The organism is Pseudomonas sp. PA-1-6B (genome assembly GCF_021609545.1).
Classification (GTDB): Bacteria; Pseudomonadota; Gammaproteobacteria; order Pseudomonadales; family Pseudomonadaceae; genus Aquipseudomonas; species Aquipseudomonas fluorescens_BV.
Genome location: NZ_WJZM01000011.1, coordinates 72589 through 91913, shown reverse-complemented (window position 1 = coordinate 91913; position 19325 = coordinate 72589). Strand labels below are relative to the sequence as shown.

At 59.9% G+C, this 19325-nt stretch carries 16 protein-coding genes; 9 read left to right on the top strand and 7 right to left on the bottom strand.

Annotation, left to right across the window (positions count from 1 at the left end):
* The first annotated feature begins 64 nt into the window (after positions 1–64).
* The 7 genes from GIV35_RS08315 (at position 65) to poxB (ending at position 11010) form a co-directional block, all read left to right on the top strand.
* Positions 65–4909, top strand: coding sequence for a dermonecrotic toxin domain-containing protein (locus tag GIV35_RS08315; protein WP_213153112.1), 4845 nt, complete (start codon positions 65–67; stop codon positions 4907–4909).
* A 52-nt stretch (positions 4910–4961) separates the two neighbouring features.
* Positions 4962–5180 (top strand): DUF2970 domain-containing protein, encoded by a 219-nt coding sequence (locus GIV35_RS08310; protein ID WP_057702850.1) that lies wholly within the window; start codon positions 4962–4964, stop codon positions 5178–5180.
* Between the two features lie 43 nt (positions 5181–5223).
* Entirely contained in the window at positions 5224–5529 is a 306-nt protein-coding gene (locus GIV35_RS08305) for a hypothetical protein (protein WP_236265775.1), read from the top strand.
* Between the two features lie 178 nt (positions 5530–5707).
* Complete coding sequence (locus GIV35_RS08300) at positions 5708–7366, top strand: nitrite/sulfite reductase (RefSeq protein ID WP_003190712.1); 1659 nt, start codon at positions 5708–5710, stop codon at positions 7364–7366.
* Entirely contained in the window at positions 7350–7844 is a 495-nt protein-coding gene (locus tag GIV35_RS08295) for a DUF934 domain-containing protein (protein ID WP_003190711.1), read from the top strand. Before GIV35_RS08300 ends, GIV35_RS08295 begins: the two co-directional genes overlap by 17 nt.
* 130 nt (positions 7845–7974) lie before the next feature.
* Positions 7975–9207: an NADH:flavin oxidoreductase/NADH oxidase family protein gene (locus tag GIV35_RS08290; RefSeq protein WP_223024518.1), complete on the top strand. Its 1233-nt coding sequence runs from the start codon at positions 7975–7977 to the stop codon at positions 9205–9207.
* Positions 9208–9285: 78 nt separating this feature from the next.
* Complete coding sequence (gene poxB, locus GIV35_RS08285; protein ID WP_236485854.1) at positions 9286–11010, top strand: ubiquinone-dependent pyruvate dehydrogenase; 1725 nt, start codon at positions 9286–9288, stop codon at positions 11008–11010.
* 123 nt (positions 11011–11133) lie between these two features.
* On the opposite strand, the gene GIV35_RS08280 is transcribed toward poxB, so the two are convergent.
* Positions 11134–11691: an NADPH-dependent FMN reductase gene (locus GIV35_RS08280; protein WP_105227049.1), complete on the bottom strand. Its 558-nt coding sequence runs from the start codon at positions 11689–11691 to the stop codon at positions 11134–11136.
* A 227-nt stretch (positions 11692–11918) separates the two neighbouring features.
* Between GIV35_RS08280 and GIV35_RS08275 the strand changes: the two genes are divergently transcribed.
* The gene (locus GIV35_RS08275; RefSeq protein WP_105227050.1) at positions 11919–12155 is read left to right on the top strand and encodes a hypothetical protein; all 237 of its coding nucleotides are present in this window, start codon (positions 11919–11921) and stop codon (positions 12153–12155) included.
* A 49-nt stretch (positions 12156–12204) separates the two neighbouring features.
* Here GIV35_RS08275 and GIV35_RS08270 read toward each other — a convergent pair whose 3' ends face one another.
* Positions 12205–12543 (bottom strand): hypothetical protein, encoded by a 339-nt coding sequence (locus GIV35_RS08270; protein WP_014718262.1) that lies wholly within the window; start codon positions 12541–12543, stop codon positions 12205–12207.
* A 183-nt stretch (positions 12544–12726) separates the two neighbouring features.
* Here GIV35_RS08270 and GIV35_RS08265 point away from each other — a divergent pair, with 183 nt between their 5' ends.
* Complete coding sequence (locus tag GIV35_RS08265; protein WP_236265832.1) at positions 12727–13635, top strand: LysR substrate-binding domain-containing protein; 909 nt, start codon at positions 12727–12729, stop codon at positions 13633–13635.
* Positions 13636–13662: 27 nt separating this feature from the next.
* Here GIV35_RS08265 and GIV35_RS08260 read toward each other — a convergent pair whose 3' ends face one another.
* From GIV35_RS08260 to GIV35_RS08240, 5 genes are all read right to left on the bottom strand, one after another.
* Positions 13663–14232: a GNAT family N-acetyltransferase gene (locus GIV35_RS08260; RefSeq protein WP_019820276.1), complete on the bottom strand. Its 570-nt coding sequence runs from the start codon at positions 14230–14232 to the stop codon at positions 13663–13665.
* A 20-nt stretch (positions 14233–14252) separates the two neighbouring features.
* Positions 14253–16508 carry an Orn/Lys/Arg decarboxylase N-terminal domain-containing protein gene (locus GIV35_RS08255; RefSeq protein ID WP_054897499.1) on the bottom strand — a complete coding sequence of 752 codons (2256 nt, stop codon included), beginning with the start codon at positions 16506–16508 and terminating at the stop codon, positions 14253–14255.
* Between the two features lie 583 nt (positions 16509–17091).
* Entirely contained in the window at positions 17092–17832 is a 741-nt protein-coding gene (dnaQ, locus tag GIV35_RS08250; protein WP_164692278.1) for a DNA polymerase III subunit epsilon, read from the bottom strand.
* A gap of 199 nt (positions 17833–18031) precedes the next feature.
* Positions 18032–18484 (bottom strand): ribonuclease HI, encoded by a 453-nt coding sequence (gene rnhA / locus GIV35_RS08245; RefSeq protein WP_003173571.1) that lies wholly within the window; start codon positions 18482–18484, stop codon positions 18032–18034.
* 31 nt (positions 18485–18515) lie between these two features.
* Positions 18516–19274 carry a class I SAM-dependent methyltransferase gene (locus tag GIV35_RS08240; RefSeq protein ID WP_034126074.1) on the bottom strand — a complete coding sequence of 253 codons (759 nt, stop codon included), beginning with the start codon at positions 19272–19274 and terminating at the stop codon, positions 18516–18518.
* Positions 19275–19325: the final 51 nt, after the last annotated feature.

Below are 19325 nucleotides of genomic sequence, written 5' to 3'. Positions count from 1 at the left end.
GATTCTCGGTCCGCTGAACCGGCAGCTCAGCACAACCGGTTTTACACAGGAAACGCATGTCATCATGACCGAACCCAATACTCCCTCGTCAAACTCAGCCTTTCGCCAACTACCCGCCCTGGCAGTGCATGAGCGCTTCGCTACGCGGCCGGCGCTGTATTCCGTCGTCTTCAAAGCATTGCGCAGCCGTATGCTGGAGCGATATCCGTCGCTGAACCTCGACTTGCTCGCGGTCAAACTGGCCAGCCCTCAGGCCAATGGTGAATACACCTACCCCGCACTCATGGAGGTGGCTATCGCCCATGTACTGAACCCACAGCCACTTGACCTGCATACCGTCCGCGAGCGCCCGTACTTCCTCACGACACAGCCCCCCGCCGTGCTCAAGACCGGGGATGGCCAGCCGCTCGACATGCAGGTGGTCGCCCAGATTCTTGACGAATTTCCCGCGTCCCTTTACTTGTACATGCAACACGATCTGGCCGACTACTGGAGCCAGGTCGACAATCATGGCAACAGCCGCTGGCAGTGGCTTGCAGAGTTCCTCAATGGTCAGATGATTGCCGCAGCGGCCAGCCAGTCACCGCTGAGCGACGTGCAGCGCGATATGCTGGCGGTAGTCGCCGCCTGGCCGGCGCAACGTGAGCGCCTGCCCCGCTCCTCACCCGCCACCTACGTATATTTCATCGAGAGCACACTCACCCGCGTCGGCAAGACGGTGCGGGTATTGACCCCGGACCTGTTATTGGTACGCGATAAACAGGTGTTGCTCTACAGCGTAGCCGGCGCAATCCAGGCGTTTGATTCGCTGGAGGCGTTCAGCCAGGCCTGGGGGAGCAGGATGCAACGCGAGTTTGAGTTCGACAGCCTTACCTGGCACCGCAATGAACCTGCCGCCAACGTGTTTGAACAACAGGCCGGGCTGATCCTCAACCAACAACTCGAAGACCTGGCAACCCTATCGTTCCAGGGGCAAGACGAAAAAGAACTTGATCAACGCCTGGACATGATCACCAACCCGGCCAGGTATTTTACCGACATCAAGTTGCCCGACACCAAGCGCCTTGGCACCGTGAGCCAGCAACTGCCGCAATGGCTCAAGCAAGCCGAGCCCGCGGATCGTTTCGCCTATCACCGCCACTTGCAGGATATGGCGCAAGTGCTGCAAAAAAACCAGGGGCGATCGTTCAACGAGGGCATTGAAAACATCCACACATTCAGCCGCGTCGCCTTGCGCAAGCAAATGCAAGCTGATCACGGCGATTTCGACCCTGATGCGGTGCAGTTGGACTTTGCGGTAGCGGCGGGTTATCCGGGCGGCGCCGGGATCATCGAACACGTGCGCATGTCCCTGACGGAGCTGGCCCTGAAGAATCTGGCCGGCAAGCCCAAAGGTACGTTGAAGCTGTCTTCCACAACAGCCACGCCACTGCCTGGCTGGTTGAATGAAGACTATCTGATGGGCAGCAACGGCCTGATCCAGCGCGTCGATATCGGCACCACCTACCCCAATGCCCTCAAAGAGCTGCTGCTGTCCGATACCGTCGAGGCACGTCGCCGCGAGGTGCTGTTTACTCGCGAACTGAAGGCTCATCTGCCGATGCAGGCGCTGGAATTCAAGGTCCGCCAGCAGCATGGCATGACCGTGACGGGTTATCAGTATGTCAAGGCGCTCATGGGAGAAACGCCTTCGCTCAGACTCGTCAACGATCAGGAAATCGTCCTGCGCCCCCTGGCGTTGTGCCGCAAAGCCGGGGCCACGCCGGACGAAGTAAATAATATGTTTATCATTGAGCCTCGCGACTCCCAGGTCGGCCCACACTTGCTGTACCGACCGCTGTACGCCGAGTCCCTCTACGAATACCCCACGCGCCAGGCGCTGCTGGAGGCCATCGCCGAACCGGGTGTGTTGCAGGACAGCGTGCTGACCTGGCTGTCGGACAAGGCGCGCCCCATCTATGCACACGGCGGCATCAAAGAGCCGCACATCATCCGTTTCTTGCCCGGCGACGAGTTCAACCGACCCGAGAAACCAGCGCCCGCGACCCTGGCCGTCGATGACGGCGCCGGTGAATGGCTCCAGTCCCAGCTCAACGGCCAACTGCCCAACCATCTGTTCGGCAGCACCGCACGGGCACTGGTCGACCTGGCGGACCGCGAGTCGATCTCCAACACCGAAAGCCGATGGGCCATTGTGATGGAGGGTGCCTGGCTGTTGTTCAATACATTGCTGCTGCCCTTGGTACAGGGCCCAGCCATGTTGGCCGGCTGGTTCCTGGTGCTGGTTGCCAGCCTGGAGCAGGACTTGGCAGGCCTGGACAGCAGCGATCCCACCACCCGCGAGTTGGCGTTGATTGATCTGCTGCTCAATACTGCGATGGTGTTGCTGCATGGCGCATCGCCTTCCAGCAAGCCGTGGTCGCCTCAGCGCGCAGACGAAGGCGCCCTGCACCTTCAAGCCTGGCGTCGTATGCCTGGCCTGGCCGTGCCGCACGAATTACCAGCGATCCGCCCCGGCGCGGTCTCGCTGCCCGGAGAGCCACCGGCTTCGGGCCACACGGCCCTGGACTTCAGTCATTCGCTGGCAAGCGCTCAAGCCAGCGAGCGGCTGAGGGCACTGCTTGATATCAACGTGCCTTGGCCCGAGCCTTTGCCGCTCCCGCAGTCCAGCGGTTCACTTAAAGGCCTCTACCGCATTGATGACATCTGGCATGCCAGCCTGGGCGGGCTATTGTTCCAGGTCAGCGTTGTACCTGGGTTCGATGAAGTCTACCTGGTGCATCCGCGGCACCCTCATCATCCTGGCTTCAGGCTGGTGAGCGATGGGCAGGGTCATTGGCGGCTGGACCGACAGGCTCGGCTGGAAGGTGGTATGCCTAGAGAGCGGCTGGGCAAATGGAACACAACACGACAGGAACGCTTGCAGGAATTGAGTTCAGGATTGGAAATCCTGCGCATTGAAGCACAGTCATTGGAGTCGCAGGCGCGACAGCTTAGCGCTGCACTGAAAAGCGCCAAGGAACAACTGATAGAACACAAACGGGCCTTGAGAGAGGACTGGGTCAGACTTGCCAGCCCTGAGTTACTTCCCGCACTGCGCCCCAGAATCGCAGAGCGTTATGCCCAAAGGCAACGTTCAGCCATTCGCGCCAAAAACGCGTGGACCGTCGCGGTCGAGCATTACGAGGCAAACACGCAGGCATTTATTTCCACGCAGGAAAGGACCCTGGCCCTGGCTGGAGAGCTGCTGGATATAGACCGAACCCAAGCTTCATACAAAGAAGGACGCGATATCGCAGCCACCAACATCTACACTCACTTATTGTTGTTATATTCGAATCTACATCAAAAAATCTCCAACACGCTGGAAACCGGACGCGGCGAAAGCCTTGCCGAACTCCTGCGCCGTTTTGACAATGAACTTGCCGACCAAATCACCGACGCCTATGAGGAATTCATCAACGGCGCGACGCAGCGATTGGAACTGCTCAAGGAAATGTTCACCGTGGCAGAAAAAGTCGAAGACTTTCTGCAGCAGGCGGGTAAGGCGTTGCGCGAGCAACTGATGAGACAGCTTACGCCCTCCAGCACTATTTCTTCCGTCATCGTAGAACAGCACATGCTGTTAGCGTTCGTTGAATTGATAGTTAATCGTGCTCTTGATACCGGTAAGCCAGAGGAGCGTCCTTTCCTGGAGGTACTCACTGATCGCAGAGCCACCACCGCTATACTCACTCACACCGAAATGCGTGCCACCAGCGGTTACTCACCGACCGAACAAATTGACATCCTCAAGGATGCGCTCCAGCAGTACGATCGGCTGGAAAACGCCGTTAACTCATTAGCTGAAATGGGTTCCACGCTTTTGCGAGAGCAGTATCGTGGACCGTTCATGGAACAGTTCGGCAAGTCGCGAACAGACCTGGAAGCACAACTGGCCCAATTGATTCTCGCTGAAGAGGGCTTTGCCCCTGCGCCCCGCCCCCACCGGAGCGCCCGACAGAAACCCGCCACCCGCAAGGTTATCAAGACCCGCAACCAGGAGACGCTGGTGGGTGAACTGCGCCCCCGCGAGGAGGGCGTTGAAGGCGAGTTCGTCGACATCAAGGACGAAATCACCGGGCAAACCGTCGCTACTTATCATGAACACGCCAACGAGGGCCTGTGGAACGAAGTTGTACAGGCTCGTGCGCAGGTAAAACCTGCGCCGCGTGCCGTGCGATCATTAAAGACGATAGAAACACTCGCACGAACTGCCTTGGAGGAGCGGGCAAGTATTGATGCAAGCATTCGCTTCCAACAACGCAAGCTGCAACAACCCGACCGGCTGAACGAGGTCGCCCCTCACGAATGGGATGTGATGCTCACCCAGCACGCGGAAAAGCTTGAAGCCCTTGCCGAAGAGCTCCAGCGCGATCACGCCACAGCCCCCCGCGCTCAGGCGCTGATCGGGCAATACCGCGCCAAGGCAGCCGAAGCGACGCAGCAGGCCCGCGAACGTTGCAGCGAGGGGTACAAGTTACAACGCCCCAAGGCGGCCAACGTCGAGTATTTGTGGCAGCACGGCTTTGTCGATATCAACCTGGTCAGCAGCCGCGTGCCGTTGAAGGCCGGTGACTTTCTCACCGAGTATGCAGTACGCGACAAAAGCAAAATCAGGGCGGGTATAAAGGGTAAGGGCAATGTTTTGTGGTACGCCCATTTCCATTATTCATCCGCCGATCAACCGCCCTCCCAACCTGATTTCGGCCACCTTAAAACCCCGAGTGAGCAGCGATATACGCGCCGGGAACTGATTGAACAGGCGCGTGCCGACAACCGCGCCGTGGTCAATCTGGAGAAAGCCGAGATCAAGCCACCGCTTGATCAGCGGCTATTCCTGGGGTTGGAGGTACTGGGTTCCAAATGAGCCTCGACAGACTGTCTATACTCTGCACGAGAACCATGTTGACGAGGGGTTTATGGACGATCCAATCGATAACAAACCACCGACCTTCTGGCAGATGCTGCACAGCGTGACGGCCGCCGCGTTCGGTGTGCAAAGCGGCAAGAATCGCGCCCGCGATTTCACCCATGGCAAACCCAGCCACTTTGTGATCCTGGGCATTGCGTTCACGGTGGTGTTTGCCTTGACGCTGTTTGGCATCGTCAAGCTGGTGCTGTACCTGGCCGGTGTTTAACGCAGCCGCCGATGCAGACTGAACGCATAAACAGGACGCCGGTTTGCCAACGACCGCCAGCGCACGGAATCCACCGGCGCTGGCGGCGCTGACAACTGCAGGCGCTCAGATGAACCTTGAATATCGACCGCCATCATCTTGGCTGCTCGACAACCAATCGCTGCTCAATCAACGGTTTTATTACTGGTGGCTGACCCAAAATACAGCGGTGCCGACCACAAGAATGATCAGAAACAAAATGGCCCAGGCATCAACGGTACTGTCAGGTTTACGGGCTTTGGTGGAATTACTCATCGCATCGCCTCTTGTCGGTTTTATAGGTGACTGCACTAAGACTCGTCCACAGTAAAGACCAGTCTTGCCCCCATGACAAATGTGGGTATCGCGATAACTGTTCTCATTAGTCAGTTTGGTTATGTGCATATACCCAAACATCACTTTTGCGCATATACGCAAACTGGTATCGTGCGCCGGCTCCGTTGGGAGTGCGCGGCCGTGCGCGCAGATTTGCCGAGAACAGGACCTATATGTACGTATACGACGAATACGATCAGCGCATCATCGAGGACCGCGTCAAGCAGTTCCGTGATCAGACCCGACGCTACTTAGCAGGTGAACTGAGCGAAGAAGAGTTCCGCCCTCTGCGCCTGCAAAATGGCCTTTACGTTCAGCGCTTTGCGCCGATGCTGAGGGTGGCCGTGCCCTATGGCCAACTGACGTCGCGCCAGACGCGAATGATGGCCAAGATCGCCCGCGACTTCGACAAAGGCTATGCCCACATCAGCACCCGCCAGAACGTGCAGTTCAACTGGCCGGCCCTGGAAGATGTGCCGGATATCCTGGCTGAACTGGCTACCGTGCAGATGCACGCCATTCAGACCAGCGGTAACTGCCTGCGCAACGTGACTACCGACCAATTTGCCGGCGTCGCTGCCGACGAGTTGATCGACCCACGGCCGTGGTGCGAAATCGTGCGCCAGTGGACTACCTTCCACCCTGAGTTCGCCTACCTGCCACGCAAGTTCAAGATCGCCATCAATGGCTCGACCTCGGACCGCGCCGCCATCGAAGTCCACGATATCGGCCTGGAGCCGGTGTACAACGCTGCAGGCGAGCTGGGCTTCCGTGTGCTGGTGGGTGGCGGCCTCGGTCGTACGCCGGTGGTCGGTGCGTTCATCAACGAGTTCCTGCCATGGCAGGACCTGTTGAGCTACCTCGACGCCATCCTGCGGGTCTACAACCGCTATGGCCGTCGCGACAACAAGTACAAGGCCCGGATCAAGATCCTGGTCAAGGCGCTGACCCCTGAGGTGTTTGCCCAGAAAGTCGATGCCGAAATGGAACACCTGCGCGGCGGCCAGACCACCCTGACCGAAGCCGAAGTGCACCGCGTCGCCAAGCACTTCGTCGACCCTGAGTACAAGGCCCTGAGCAATCAGGACGCCGAGTTGGCCGCACTCGACCAGCAACACCCAGGTTTCGCCCGCTGGCGCACGCGCAATACCCTGGCGCACAAGAAGCCCGGCTACGTGGCAGTGACCCTGTCGCTCAAGCCCACCGGCGTTGCACCTGGCGATATCACCGACAAGCAGCTGGATGCCGTCGCCGACCTGGCCGAGCGCTACAGCTTTGGCCAACTGCGCACCTCCCACGAGCAGAACATCATTCTCGCGGACGTTGAACAGAGCCAATTGTTCACCCTGTGGGGCGAACTGCGCGAAGGCGGCTTTGCTACGCCGAACATCGGCCTGCTGACCGATATCATCTGCTGCCCGGGCGGCGACTTCTGCTCCCTGGCCAACGCCAAGTCGATCCCGATTGCCGAGTCGATCCAGCGCCGTTTCGACGACCTGGATTACCTGTTCGACATCGGCGAGCTGGACCTGAACATCTCCGGTTGCATGAACGCCTGTGGTCACCACCACGTCGGCCACATCGGCATCCTGGGCGTGGACAAGAAAGGCGAAGAATTCTATCAAGTGTCCCTGGGTGGCAGCGCCAGCCGCGATGCGAGCCTGGGCAAGATCCTCGGCCCATCCTTCGCCCAGGAAGCCATGCCGGAGGTGATCGGCAAGCTGATCGATGTGTATATCGAACAGCGTACCGAAGATGAGCGCTTCATCGACACCTACCAGCGCATCGGCATCGACCTGTTCAAGGAGCGTGTCTATGCAGCGAATCATTAAGAACAACGCAGTCGTCGACGAAACCTGGCACCTGCTGCCCAAGGACGCGAGCTTCGACGGCATCTCCAACTGCGACGACCTGATCGTGCCGCTGGCACTGTGGCGCGAGCACGGCCATGCCCTCAAGGCCCGCGATGGCGGCCTGGGCGTGTGGCTGGACGCCGATGAAGAAGCCGAAGAAATCGGTGATGACGTGCAGCATTTTCAGGTCATCGCCCTGAACTTCCCGGCCTTCACCGACGGGCGCAACTACTCCAACGCACGCCTGCTGCGTGACCGTTATGGTTACAAGGGTGAATTGCGCGCCATTGGCGACGTGCTGCGTGACCAGTTGTTCTACCTGCACCGCTGCGGGTTCGATGCCTTCGCCTTGCGCGCGGACAAAGACCCGTACGAAGCGCTGGAAAGTCTCAAGGACTTCTCGGTGACGTATCAAGCGGCCACCGATGAACCACTGCCGCTGTTCCGCCGCCGCTGACACCTTGTAGGAGCGAGCAAGCTCGCTCCTACAGCTCCATCGCCCGTCAATCCTGTGTGATCGACTGCCGCTTGACATTAAAGTTAACTTTAAGCTTAGCCTGAGACCTCCCCTGCTCAGGAGTTAACCCATGTCACCGTTCGAATCGCTGCAACTGCCTAACGGCCAAGTCATCGCCAACCGCATCGCCAAGGCCGCGATGGAAGAGAATATGGCGGACCTGCATCAGGCACCGTCCAAAGCCTTGAAGCAGCTGTACAAGACCTGGGCCGACGGCGAGCCTGGCCTGCTGCTGACCGGTAACGTGATGATCGACCGCCGCGCCATGACCGGCCCTGGCGGTGTCGCGCTGGAAAACGAGCAACACCTGGCCAGTTTTCGTGAATGGGCCGACGTAGCCCGGGCCAAAGGTGTGCACTTCTGGGTACAGCTCAGCCATCCAGGCCGCCAGACCATGGCCAACCTCGGTCAACAAGCATTGGCACCCTCGGCTATTGCGCTGGATGTGGGCAGTTTTTCCAAGATGTTCGCCAAGCCCAAGGCCATGACCGAAGATGACATCCAGGACGTCATCAAGCGCTTCGCCACCAGCGCCCGCCTGGCCGAGCAAGCCGGGTTCACCGGGGTGCAGATCCACGGCGCCCATGGCTATTTGTTGAGTCAGTTCCTCTCGCCCTTGAGCAACCACCGCACCGACCGCTGGGGCGGCCCCTTGGAAAACCGCGCACGCCTGCTGCTGGAGGTCGTCCGTGCCGTACGTGCCAGCGTCAGCCCATCATTTTGTGTGTCGGTGAAGCTCAATTCCGCAGACTTCCAGCGCGGCGGCTTCGATGAGACCGATGCACGCGCTGTAGTGGAGATGCTCAATACGCTGAAGATCGACTTGCTTGAGTTGTCCGGCGGCAGCTATGAAGCGCCGGCCATGCAAGGTGAGGCGCGAGACGGCCGAACCTTGGCCCGTGAAGCCTACTTTTTGGATTTCGCCACGCAAATGGCGAGCATCGCCACCATGCCACTGATGGTGACCGGAGGTATTCGCCGCTTACCGGTGGTCCAGCAAGTATTGGACAGCGGCATCGCCATGGCCGGCATCGCCACCGCCCTGACCCTGGAGCCGCAACTGATCAAACAGTGGCGTGAAGGTCGCGACCTCAACCCACAACTGCGGCCCATGGAATGGAAGCGCAAACCGCTGGCCGCCCTCGCCACCCTCGCCGTGGTGCGCGACCAGATGCGTCGCCTGAGCCGCGGCCGTCTGCCCAACCCCAACGTTGCGCCCTGGCTGGCATTGGCCTGTGACCAGTGGTTTATCGCGCGGCGTACGCGGCAATACCGCGCAAGCATGACGCAATCTTCACATTAAAGGCGGAGCATTCGCCGTGATTGAACTGTCCCCTACTGATCAGCAGTTTTTCAACCTCACTGACGATTGGAGTTCCTCATGGCGAAAATCAACCTGGCCCAGCAGTTGGCGACCACCCTGGAACAAGCGGGTATCAAGCGTATCTGGGGGCTGACCGGCGACAGCCTGAATGGCCTGACCGACGCCCTGCGCAGCATGGACAGCATCGAGTGGATGCATGTGCGCCACGAGGAGGTTGCCGCCTTCGCCGCCGGTGCCGAAGCGGCGGCCACCGGCGAGTTGACGGTGTGCGCTGGCAGTTGCGGGCCGGGTAACCTGCATTTGATCAATGGTTTGTTCGATTGCCATCGCAACCATGTGCCGGTGCTGGCGATTGCCGCGCAAATTCCGTCCTCGGAGGTTGGCCTGAATTACTTTCAGGAAACCCATCCCCAGGAACTGTTCAAGGAATGCAGCCACTTTATCGAGCTGGTGAGCAACTTTGAACAGATGCCTCAAGTGCTGCACCGTGCCATGCGCTCGGCGATCCTCAACCGAGGCGTGGCGGTGGTGGTGATTCCGGGGGATGTGTCGCTGCTGGAGGTGGAAGATAAGCTCAAGCCGTGGCCGGCCTTGCACGCACCGCGCACCGTGCCGGTTGAGCAGGACTTGCAGCGCCTCACCGACATGCTCCAGAGCAGCGAGAAAGTCACCCTGCTGTGTGGCAGCGGCTGTGCCGGTGCCCACGATCAAGTGGTGGCGCTGGCCGACGCCCTCGGCGCGCCGGTGGTTCACGCACTGCGGGGCAAGGAGCACGTGGAGTGGGATAACCCGTTCGACGTCGGCATGACCGGCCTGATCGGTTTCAGCTCCGGCTACCACGCCATGCTCGATTGCGACACCTTGGTCATGCTCGGCACCGACTTCCCTTATCGCCAGTTCTATCCGACCGACGCCAGGATCATCCAGGTGGACCGCAACCCCCAAGCCCTGGGGCGGCGTGCGACCTTGGACCTGGGCATCGCCGCCGATGTCAGTGAAACCATCGACGCGCTGTTGCCGCGCCTGACCCGCAAGGCTGATCGCAGCTTCCTCGAGACCTCCCTCAAGCACTACGAAAAAGCCCGCCAAGGCCTGGATGACCTGGCGCAACCGTCCAAAGCCGGCCGGCCGATTCATCCCCAGTATGTGGCGCGCTTGCTCAGCGAACTGGCCGATGATGATGCGATCTTTACCGCCGATGTCGGCTCACCCACCGTGTGGGCAGCGCGCTATCTGAAGATGAACGGCAAGCGCCGGCTGATCGGCTCGTTCAACCATGGCTCGATGGCCAACGCCATGCCTCAGGCTATCGGCGCCCAGGCGGCGTTCCCTGGACGGCAGGTGATCTCGATGTCCGGGGACGGTGGTTTCACCATGTTGATGGGGGATTTCATTTCCCTTGCGCAGCTGCAATTGCCGGTCAAACTCGTGGTGTTCAACAATTCGTCCCTGGGCTTTGTCGCCATGGAGATGAAGGCTGCGGGTTACCTGGACACCGGCACCGAGCTGAAAAACCCGGACTTCGCGGCCATGTCCAATGCCATGGGCATTTTGGGCATACGTGTGGAGCAATCCGAAGACCTGGAACCGGCACTGCGCCGTGCCCTGGCCCACGATGGCCCGGTGTTGGTGGACGTGGTGACCGCGACTCAGGAACTGGTGATGCCGCCGAGCATCAAGCTGGAACAGGCCAAGGGGTTCAGCCTGTACATGCTCAAGGCGGTGATGAGCGGGCGTGGCGATGAGGTTATCGAACTGGCACGCACCAACTGGTTGCGATAACCCCCTACTGTAGGAGCGAGCTTGCTCGCGAAGATCGCTAACGGTAACGCTGACATCCTGAATGAACGCGTTGTCGTCGAGTTTTTCGCGAGCAAGCTCGCTCCTACAGGTGCCGGGCTAATTTCAGCCTTTCTGCTTTTCCACCCACTTGCCGTAGGCATCGATGAATGCCTGCAGGAACGGCTTAGTCTTTTCCGACACCCTCCCCGCCTCATCGAACACACTGCCTGCCCCGCCCAAGTAGGCTTCCGGCTGTTGCATGCACCACACATCCAGGAACACCAGGGACTGGCGCAAATGGTGGTTGGCGCCAAAGCCGCCAATGGCACCCGGCGACACGCTGATGATCGCCCCCGGCTTGCCACTCCAGGCGCTTTGCCCGTATGGGCGCGAACCCACGTCGATGGCATTTTTCAAGGCCGCCGGCACGGAGCGGTTGTATTCGGGGGTGACGAACAGCACCGCGTCGGATGAACTCACTTGTTTGCGGAAAGTACTGTAGGCTGCGGGCGGTGTTGCACCGTCGATGTCCTCGTTGTAGAGCGGCAAGTCGCCGATTTCAACAATGTTCAACTTGAGATTGGCAGGGGCCAGTTCGGCCAGGGCCAGGGCGACCTTGCGGTTGATCGACTCTTTTCTCAAGCTGCCCACCAGGACGGCAATCGTGTAGACCTTGCTCATTGAGGTTTCCCGACTTCTGAATAAAGGAGCCTGTAGTTATAGAGGCTTCGCGACGCGTTCACCAGAGGGTTTTGCGGATTTCCTCGCCGTTTTCCTTGCAAGCACTTGCGTAGGAAGCGTCTGAAAATATCAGCGAATAGTATTTTTTTCTTATAGGTAAACTACCCCGCTCCCTGACGGTCTACAGAACCGCAAATCGAGTGTTTATCTCCAGAGGTTCTAAACAGATGGCTGCAGTACTTGTTGGACAGTTTCATGCCAGAGACGCGGAAGGCCGCGTGTATTCGGTGCATGAGTTCCAGGAATCCAACCCGGCGCAAGGCGACGTGGCCGGATCGACGCCCACCACGACCTACAAGCTGGCCATTGGCGACCGTGTAGAAAAGCTGGAAGGTGATGAATTCAAACTGATCCAGTCGGGCACCATTCTCGTGCGCGAGTCCGAAACTACTCTGGCATCGTAAGCGCTTGCCTTGTTCACCTGCTCAGTCCTGGCGACTGGGCTGGGGACGTTCATGGGCGGCGGATCTGCGTCACCTCTATGCCCTGCTCGTCTTGCTTGAGCGTCACCAGCACCTGGCCGTGTTCCCCTTGCACGGTAAACATCGAGCGCTTGTAACCTGCCGCATTGTACGCGGGGTAAGCCTCCACCTCCCTGACCAGGGTGATCCCCACGACTGCGCCCACCTGCTCGCCCACCTGTTGCTGGGAGCGAATAAAGGCTTCCAGTGCGAGGTTGTCCGGCGTCGGTTCATCCTGATGATTGAAGAAGTAAGCCGCCAGGCCTCCCACGGTCACCAGGACCACGAGTTGCTTGGCCGTTACCCCGAAGAACGTCGAGGGTAGAGGCATATGAGACCAGACCTGTTTTTTATTTTAAGTACCGGGAAACCGGCAGGGGTCGTTGCTGATCAGACCCGCCATTCTAATGGGGTCCTGGCTGAGCGCCATAGGCCGGGACGACCCCGGCAGTCTTTTTTGCGCACGAAGGCCTGCGCCATTGAATCCCCTGCGCACTGCACATAGACTCCGGCCATGCGTTTACGTCATATCGAAGTGATTCAGGCCATCTTGCAGACCGGCCACCTCGGCACCGCCGCCGAGTGGTTGCAACTCCCCGTGGGCGAAGTAGACGCCACCCTCAAGGACGCTGAGCAGCAACTGGGCTTCATGCTGTTCGCCAGCGTGCGCGGGCGCTTGCAGGCCACCCGGGAAACCCTGGAATTGCAGGCACAAATCACTGCTCTGTACGAAACCCTGGAGCCGCTGCAACGCCTTGCCAGCCGCTTGAAACACCATCATGCGCCGCCCCTGCGCGCGCTCTGCACGCCGCCGCTGGCCAACCAACTGTTGCCGCAGAGCATTGCTGCGCTGCGTCGACGTTTCCAGGACATGCCGTGCAACCTGTCGAGCCAGCCAGTTGGCGAGATCATCAACAGCCTGCTGTTGCATGAAGCCGATGTGGGCCTTAGCCTGCATGACCCTGAGCATCCACACATCCAAAGCACGGTGCTGGCCCAAGGCAAATTGCAGTTGCTGGCCCCCCATGGCTGGCTCAAGCCCAAGCAAAAATACATTGCGCTGCAGGAGTTGGCCGGCCAGTCGTTGATCGGCCTTGAAGGCCATGACCCGCTCAGTCGCTTGCTGGATGCCAAGCTGCACGCCCTGCGGCCGTTGCCCGTGGTGCAGACGCGGGTGCAAACCTACCCGATGATGCGCGGCCTGGTGGAGGCCGGAGAAGGCCTGGCGATTGTCGACCCGTTCACCGCCTTGGGTGCACGCGAGTCCGGGCTTGATGCGTGCCCGGTGTCGCCACCGATAGTGGTCAGCCTGTATGCGCTGACCTTGAAAGACGCTGCACCCTCCCCGGCATTGAATGCGCTGCTGGAAATCGTCATCCAGAAAGCCGAAAGCCTGCTTGGCAACGACACCAAGCCCCTGTAGGAGCTAGCAAGCTCGCGCCTACAGGGGTCAGACAGCCTCCACCTGCGCCTTGAACAACCGATACCAGAAAATCGCGACCTCGCGGGTTTGCGGGTCAATCCCGCGATAACGCAGTTGATCAATGCCGCCCATTACATAGCCACAACGCTCATACAGGCGACAGGCGCCGAGGTTGTTGTTCTGGGTCTCAAGCATCATGCCCGGCAGGTTCTTCTTGCGAGCCCAGAACTGCGCCACGTCCAACAACGACTTGGCCACGCCATGTCGGCGCGCCGGTAACGCCACGGCCAACTCGTCAACATGGGCGAAACCGTTCCAGTTGGTGCTGACCACGATATGCCCCACTGCGCGGTCATCCAGGTACGCCATGAAGATCGAGCTGTCGGCGGCATCACGGAAACTGGCGAACTCTTCCGGGTCGATGCCATAGCACTTGCGGTACGGCAGCACTTTTTCCACCGGCCATTGTTCGACGCGCTGGCCCATTTGCGGCACCCCATAGGCACTGACTTCAAAGCTGAAATCATTGCCCCACACATAGGCATCAAAACCTTCGTCGGCGACTCGCACACTGAGCCCTGGATACTTCGGGTTCATTACAGCTTGCATAGACTTCCTTAACCCTTGATGCAGTCGACGGTATAACGACGGCCACTGCCGTCATCTTCGTGTTGCAGCCCATGCACATCCGCGACAAAACCGGGGAAACTGCTATCGAACGTGCGGGCAAATGCCAGGTAATCGATGATTGAACGGGTTGACTCGGTGAAGCGTTCGCCGGGCATGATCAGTGGTATGCCCGGCGGGTAAGGCACCAGCATCACAGCGGCGATGCGTCCTGCCAAGGCATCGATGCAGACCGCCTCCACCTCGCCCCTGACCAACTGGTCGTAGGCATCGGCGGGTTTCATCGCGATTTGCGGCAATACCGTATACATACGCTTGAGGTGCCTGGCCGTGGCATTGCTACGGTAACAGCTGTGCAACTGGTCGCAAAGGTCGCGCAGGCCCAGGCCTTGATAGCGTGCCGGGCCTTGGGCATACACCGACGGCAAGCAAGTGGCCAGGCTGACATTGGCATCGTAGCTACGCTTGAACTCCAGCAGCTCTGTGAGCAAGGTGCTCCATTTACCTTTGGTAATGCCCATGGAAAACAGCACGAGAAACGAATACAGCCCAGTCTTCTCCACCACCAGCCCGCGCTCCCAGAGGAACTTGCTGACCACTGCAGCGGGAATCCCACACTCGCTCAAGGCCCCACCGGCGTTGAGGCCAGGCATCACCAGCGTGACTTTGATCGGGTCCAGCAGCACGTAGTCCTCTACCACGTCGCCAAAGCCATGCCACTCATCCCCAGGGTGCAACAACCAATCCGCCGTGGCGACCCGGTCGATGCCCGCGACCGAGGGTGGCTGCCAGATGGAGAACCACCAGTCTTCGGCCGCGATATGCTGACGCAGGTTGGCCAGGGCACGACGAAAACTCAAGGCCTCGTCGAACATTTCCTGGAGCAGCGAGCGCCCGGCCGGGCCTTCCATCATTGCCGAGGCCACATCCAGCGACGCGATGATGCTGTATTGCGGCGAGGTGGAGATATGCATCATGAAGGCTTCATTGAAGCGGTCACGGTCCAGTTGCCGTGCGCCGCCGTCCTGCACGTGGATCATCGACGCCTGGCTGAATGCCGCCAGCAACTTATGCGTACTGTGGGTGGTGAACACCAAGGGGCTGTCCGGCGTGCGCGAGGTACCCATGCCATAACGCCCGGCGAAGAACTCGTGAAAGGCGGCGTAGGCATACCAGGCCTCATCAAAATGCAGCACCTCGACACTGTTGCCCAGTTGCTGCTTGATCAGTTCGGCGTTGTAACACAGGCCGTCATAGGTGGAGTTGGTCACCACCGCCAATTTCACTTTCGGTGGTCGCCCACGGGTCAAGGGGCTGGCGTCGATCTTGGCGCGGATCGACTCAGGACTGAATTCGCTCAGGGGGATCGGGCCGATGATCCCCAGCTCGTTGCGCTCCGGGCACAGGTACAGCGGGATCGCGCCGGTCATGATGATCGAATGCAACACCGACTTGTGGCAATTGCGGTCTACCAGCACCAGGTCATCGCGCCCCACCATGGAATGCCAGACGATCTTGTTGGCGGTGGAAGTGCCGTTGATCACGAAGAACGTATGGTCGGCGCCAAAGTTGCGCGCGGCGCGGGCCTCGGCTTCGGCCAAGGGCCCGGTGTGATCGAGCAGCGAGCCCAGTTCGGGCACCGATACCGATAAGTCAGAGCGCAGGGTGTTTTCCCCGAAGAACTGATGAAACGCCTGCCCCACCGGGCTTTTGCGATAGGCCACGCCACCGCCATGACCGGGGGTGTGCCAGGAATAATTGGAATCGGCGGTGTGTTGCACCAGCGCCTTGAAGAACGGCGGCAACAGGCCATCCAGGTAAGTGCGTGCGGCGCGGGCGACCTGGCGCGCCAGAAACGGCACGGTGTCTTCGAACAGATAAAGGATGCCGCGCAGCTGGTTGAGCTCGCTCATGGCATCGGCGGGGGCGTTTTCCAGGGTGACTTGCTCGCCCAGCGCAAAGATCGGCAGGTTGGGTGCGCGCAGGCGCGCCAAGCGAATCAACTCCACCATGTTCTGCAACAGATGAGTGTTTTCCCCGGCGCCTTCGGCGGCAATCAGCATGCAGGCCAGACCGTGATGGGTAGCGGCCACCAGCCGCCCCTCGGCGTAGTCCACCGCAGAAAAAATACTGAAGCCCTCTTGTTCCAACTCCCTGGCGATGCCTCGAACCCGGTCACCGGCAACGGTGTCGGCCTTGATGTCACGGTGCACGATCAGAACAGGGAACTTCAGGTCTTTGTACATGAGCACTCTTACTCCGGAGGCTTTGCACAAGGGTAGAAGCTGGAAGCAAAAGTGGCGAATGAAGATTTCACAGGTGGTCGAGAGGTATCTACATAAGTCGCGAGGAGCTTGCTCCCGTGACGGCCCGCTTGCCGGGCCATACCTGCCGGACACCCCGCGATCAAACTGTGGGAGCTGGCTTGCCTGCGAATGCGGCCTGCCAGCCGACACTTATCTACCTGAGGCTCCGCAATCCAAATGTGGGTGGGCTGGGCCGGCATTCCGGCTTTTCCAAAGTGACCCGCTGTCAGAGCGGAACGCTAAGTGGCCGTTACCGCAGGAATGGAGATGTACCCAATCCAACCGTGTTGACTGTCAGGCCGCATTCGCGAGCAAGCCCGCTCCCACAATTTGATCGCGGGGCGTCAGGTCGATAGGCGTTGGCTAGCAGGCCGCTATCGCAGGCAAGCCCGCTCCCACAGTTTGATCGCGCAGCGTCAGGTAGATAGGTGTTGGCTGGCAGGCCGTCACGGGAGCAAGCTCCCTCGCCACAGATGCAACTGTGTAAGTACCCATGGCTGCAAGCCTGATCCTACATGAGCGGTTATTGCTGAGTGAGTTGAGTCCACAACGCCGGCGCACCGGCTGCCTTGGCAATCGCCTCCAGCCTTGCCGCATGCTCGGCCAGGTCCTGCTCGCTGGCACGGATGATCGGCGTCGGCTTGCGATCAGCTGGCAAGCGGCGGATTTCCGAAGGGCGGTTGCCCGACCCTTCCGCCGAACCGCTGCCATCGGATGCATTACCGGCCAGGGACAGGCTGGTCTGCCCGCCGGTCATGGTCAGGTAAACGTCGGCCAGGATCTCGGAGTCAAGCAAGGCGCCGTGGAGTTCACGGCCGGAGTTGTCGACGCCATAGCGCTTGCACAAGGCATCGAGGCTGTTGCGCTGGCCCGGGTGACGCTCGCGGGCCATCATCAGGGTATCGAGGATCGTACAGTGCTGGGAGATGTCCGCACGGTCAGTCTGCCCCATCAGGGCAAATTCGTTGTTGATGAAGCCGATGTCGAACGCCGCGTTATGGATGATCAACTGGGCGCCATTGATGAATTCGAAGAACTCATCGGCCACTTCGGCGAAGCGCGGTTTGCCCTTGAGGAATTCGTCAGTGATGCCGTGGACGCCAATCGCGCCCTCGTCACTGTCGCGGTCCGGTTGCAGGTAGACGTGGAAGTGGCGGCCGGTCAGGCGGCGCCCCATCAGTTCGACACAGCCGATTTCGATGATCCGGTGACCATCGGTCACCGGCATGCCGGTGGTTTCGGTATCGAGTACAACAGATCGGATGGCCATCAGGGTTCAGCTCTCAACGGTTCGGTACAGTTCAAGGGGCGGGATATTAGCACGCCCTGTAAACGAAGCGCCCATGGCCCCCAACCACCGGTGGACACCCAACAGTTATTTACAAGGTTTAGCAAAGTGGATTCGCCACATGCGATGGCGGCGTTGAAGCAGCGGCTCGAGCGGCCGCTGCGATGTCGTTGATTCAGCTCTGCTTGTACCCGCGCACTTCATCCACGCCACGGTTGGCCAACTGGTCGGCGCGCTCGTTGCCAGGGTGGCCGATGTGCCCGCGTACCCATTTCCAGGTGATGTCGTGACGGTTGCACTGTTCATCGAGCAATTGCCACAGGTCGGCGTTCTTGACCGGCTCCTTTGCCGCCGTTTTCCAGCCGCGTTTTTTCCAGTTGACCATCCACTCGTTGATGCCCTTCATCACATATTGCGAGTCGGTCACCAGCAGTACGTTGCAACGCCGCTTGAGTTCTTCGAGGCCGCGAATGGCGCCCATCAATTCCATACGGTTATTGGTGGTATTGGCTTCGCCGCCCCACAGTTCCTTCTCCACGCCCTTGCACACCAGCAAGGCGCCCCAGCCGCCTGGGCCCGGGTTGCCTTTGCAGGCGCCATCGGTGAAGAGTTCTACGCTATCGGTCATCGGTTATTCGGCCTGAAATCAAAAAGAGGTTTTACGGTTCGCCTTGTTCGCGGTTGACCTTGGCCAACGGCATCGGCACGAGCTTGCCGATCGGCTCGCGGCGCACTTGCTGCAACGGTCTCAGCCCGACCACGATCTTGCGTGCAACCAACAAATAGAAGCCGCCACCCGACAGCTGCCAGGCTCCTGCCCGGCGTTCCCAACCAGCCAGACGGCCCTGCCACTTGGCAGTCGCAAGCGGCGGACGATAGCACCCGAAGCGGCGTTTCTCCAGCGCGAAACCCAGCAGGTTGAGCCAGTCGCCCACCCGTGATGGCGCGATGCAGCGCGCCTGCCGCAGTCCGTCATGGGCGAACACACGGCGCAGGCCCCAACTGCTCCAGGGGTTGATGCCGACAATCAGCAAATGGCCACCAGGGCGCACGCTGCTCGCCGCTTCGCGCAACAAACCGTGGGGTGACAAGCAGAAATCCAGGCCGTGCTGCAACACCACCACATCGGCGGCGTGTTCGCTCAAGGGCCAGGCCTGTTCCTCGCAGACGATCTCGACGCCCGGCAACGGTGCACCCAGGCGCACATTGCGTTGCACCTGCGGCGCCGATGGAGGCGTGTCGGCCGACGGTCCGTAATGCACCAGGTAGCCACCAAAGAACCGGCCCAGCTCGTCTTCGAGCATGCGCCGCTCTTCTTCCAGCAAAAACTGCCCAATCGGCCCGGACAACCATTCGCGGGCCGCGCTGATCAGGGCCAGCCACTCAGGATCGGCCTGGGCGAACGCTTTATCAGTCATTGCATTCTCCAACTCGCCTAGACGTTCTAAGATGCACCAATGTGTTCAGCT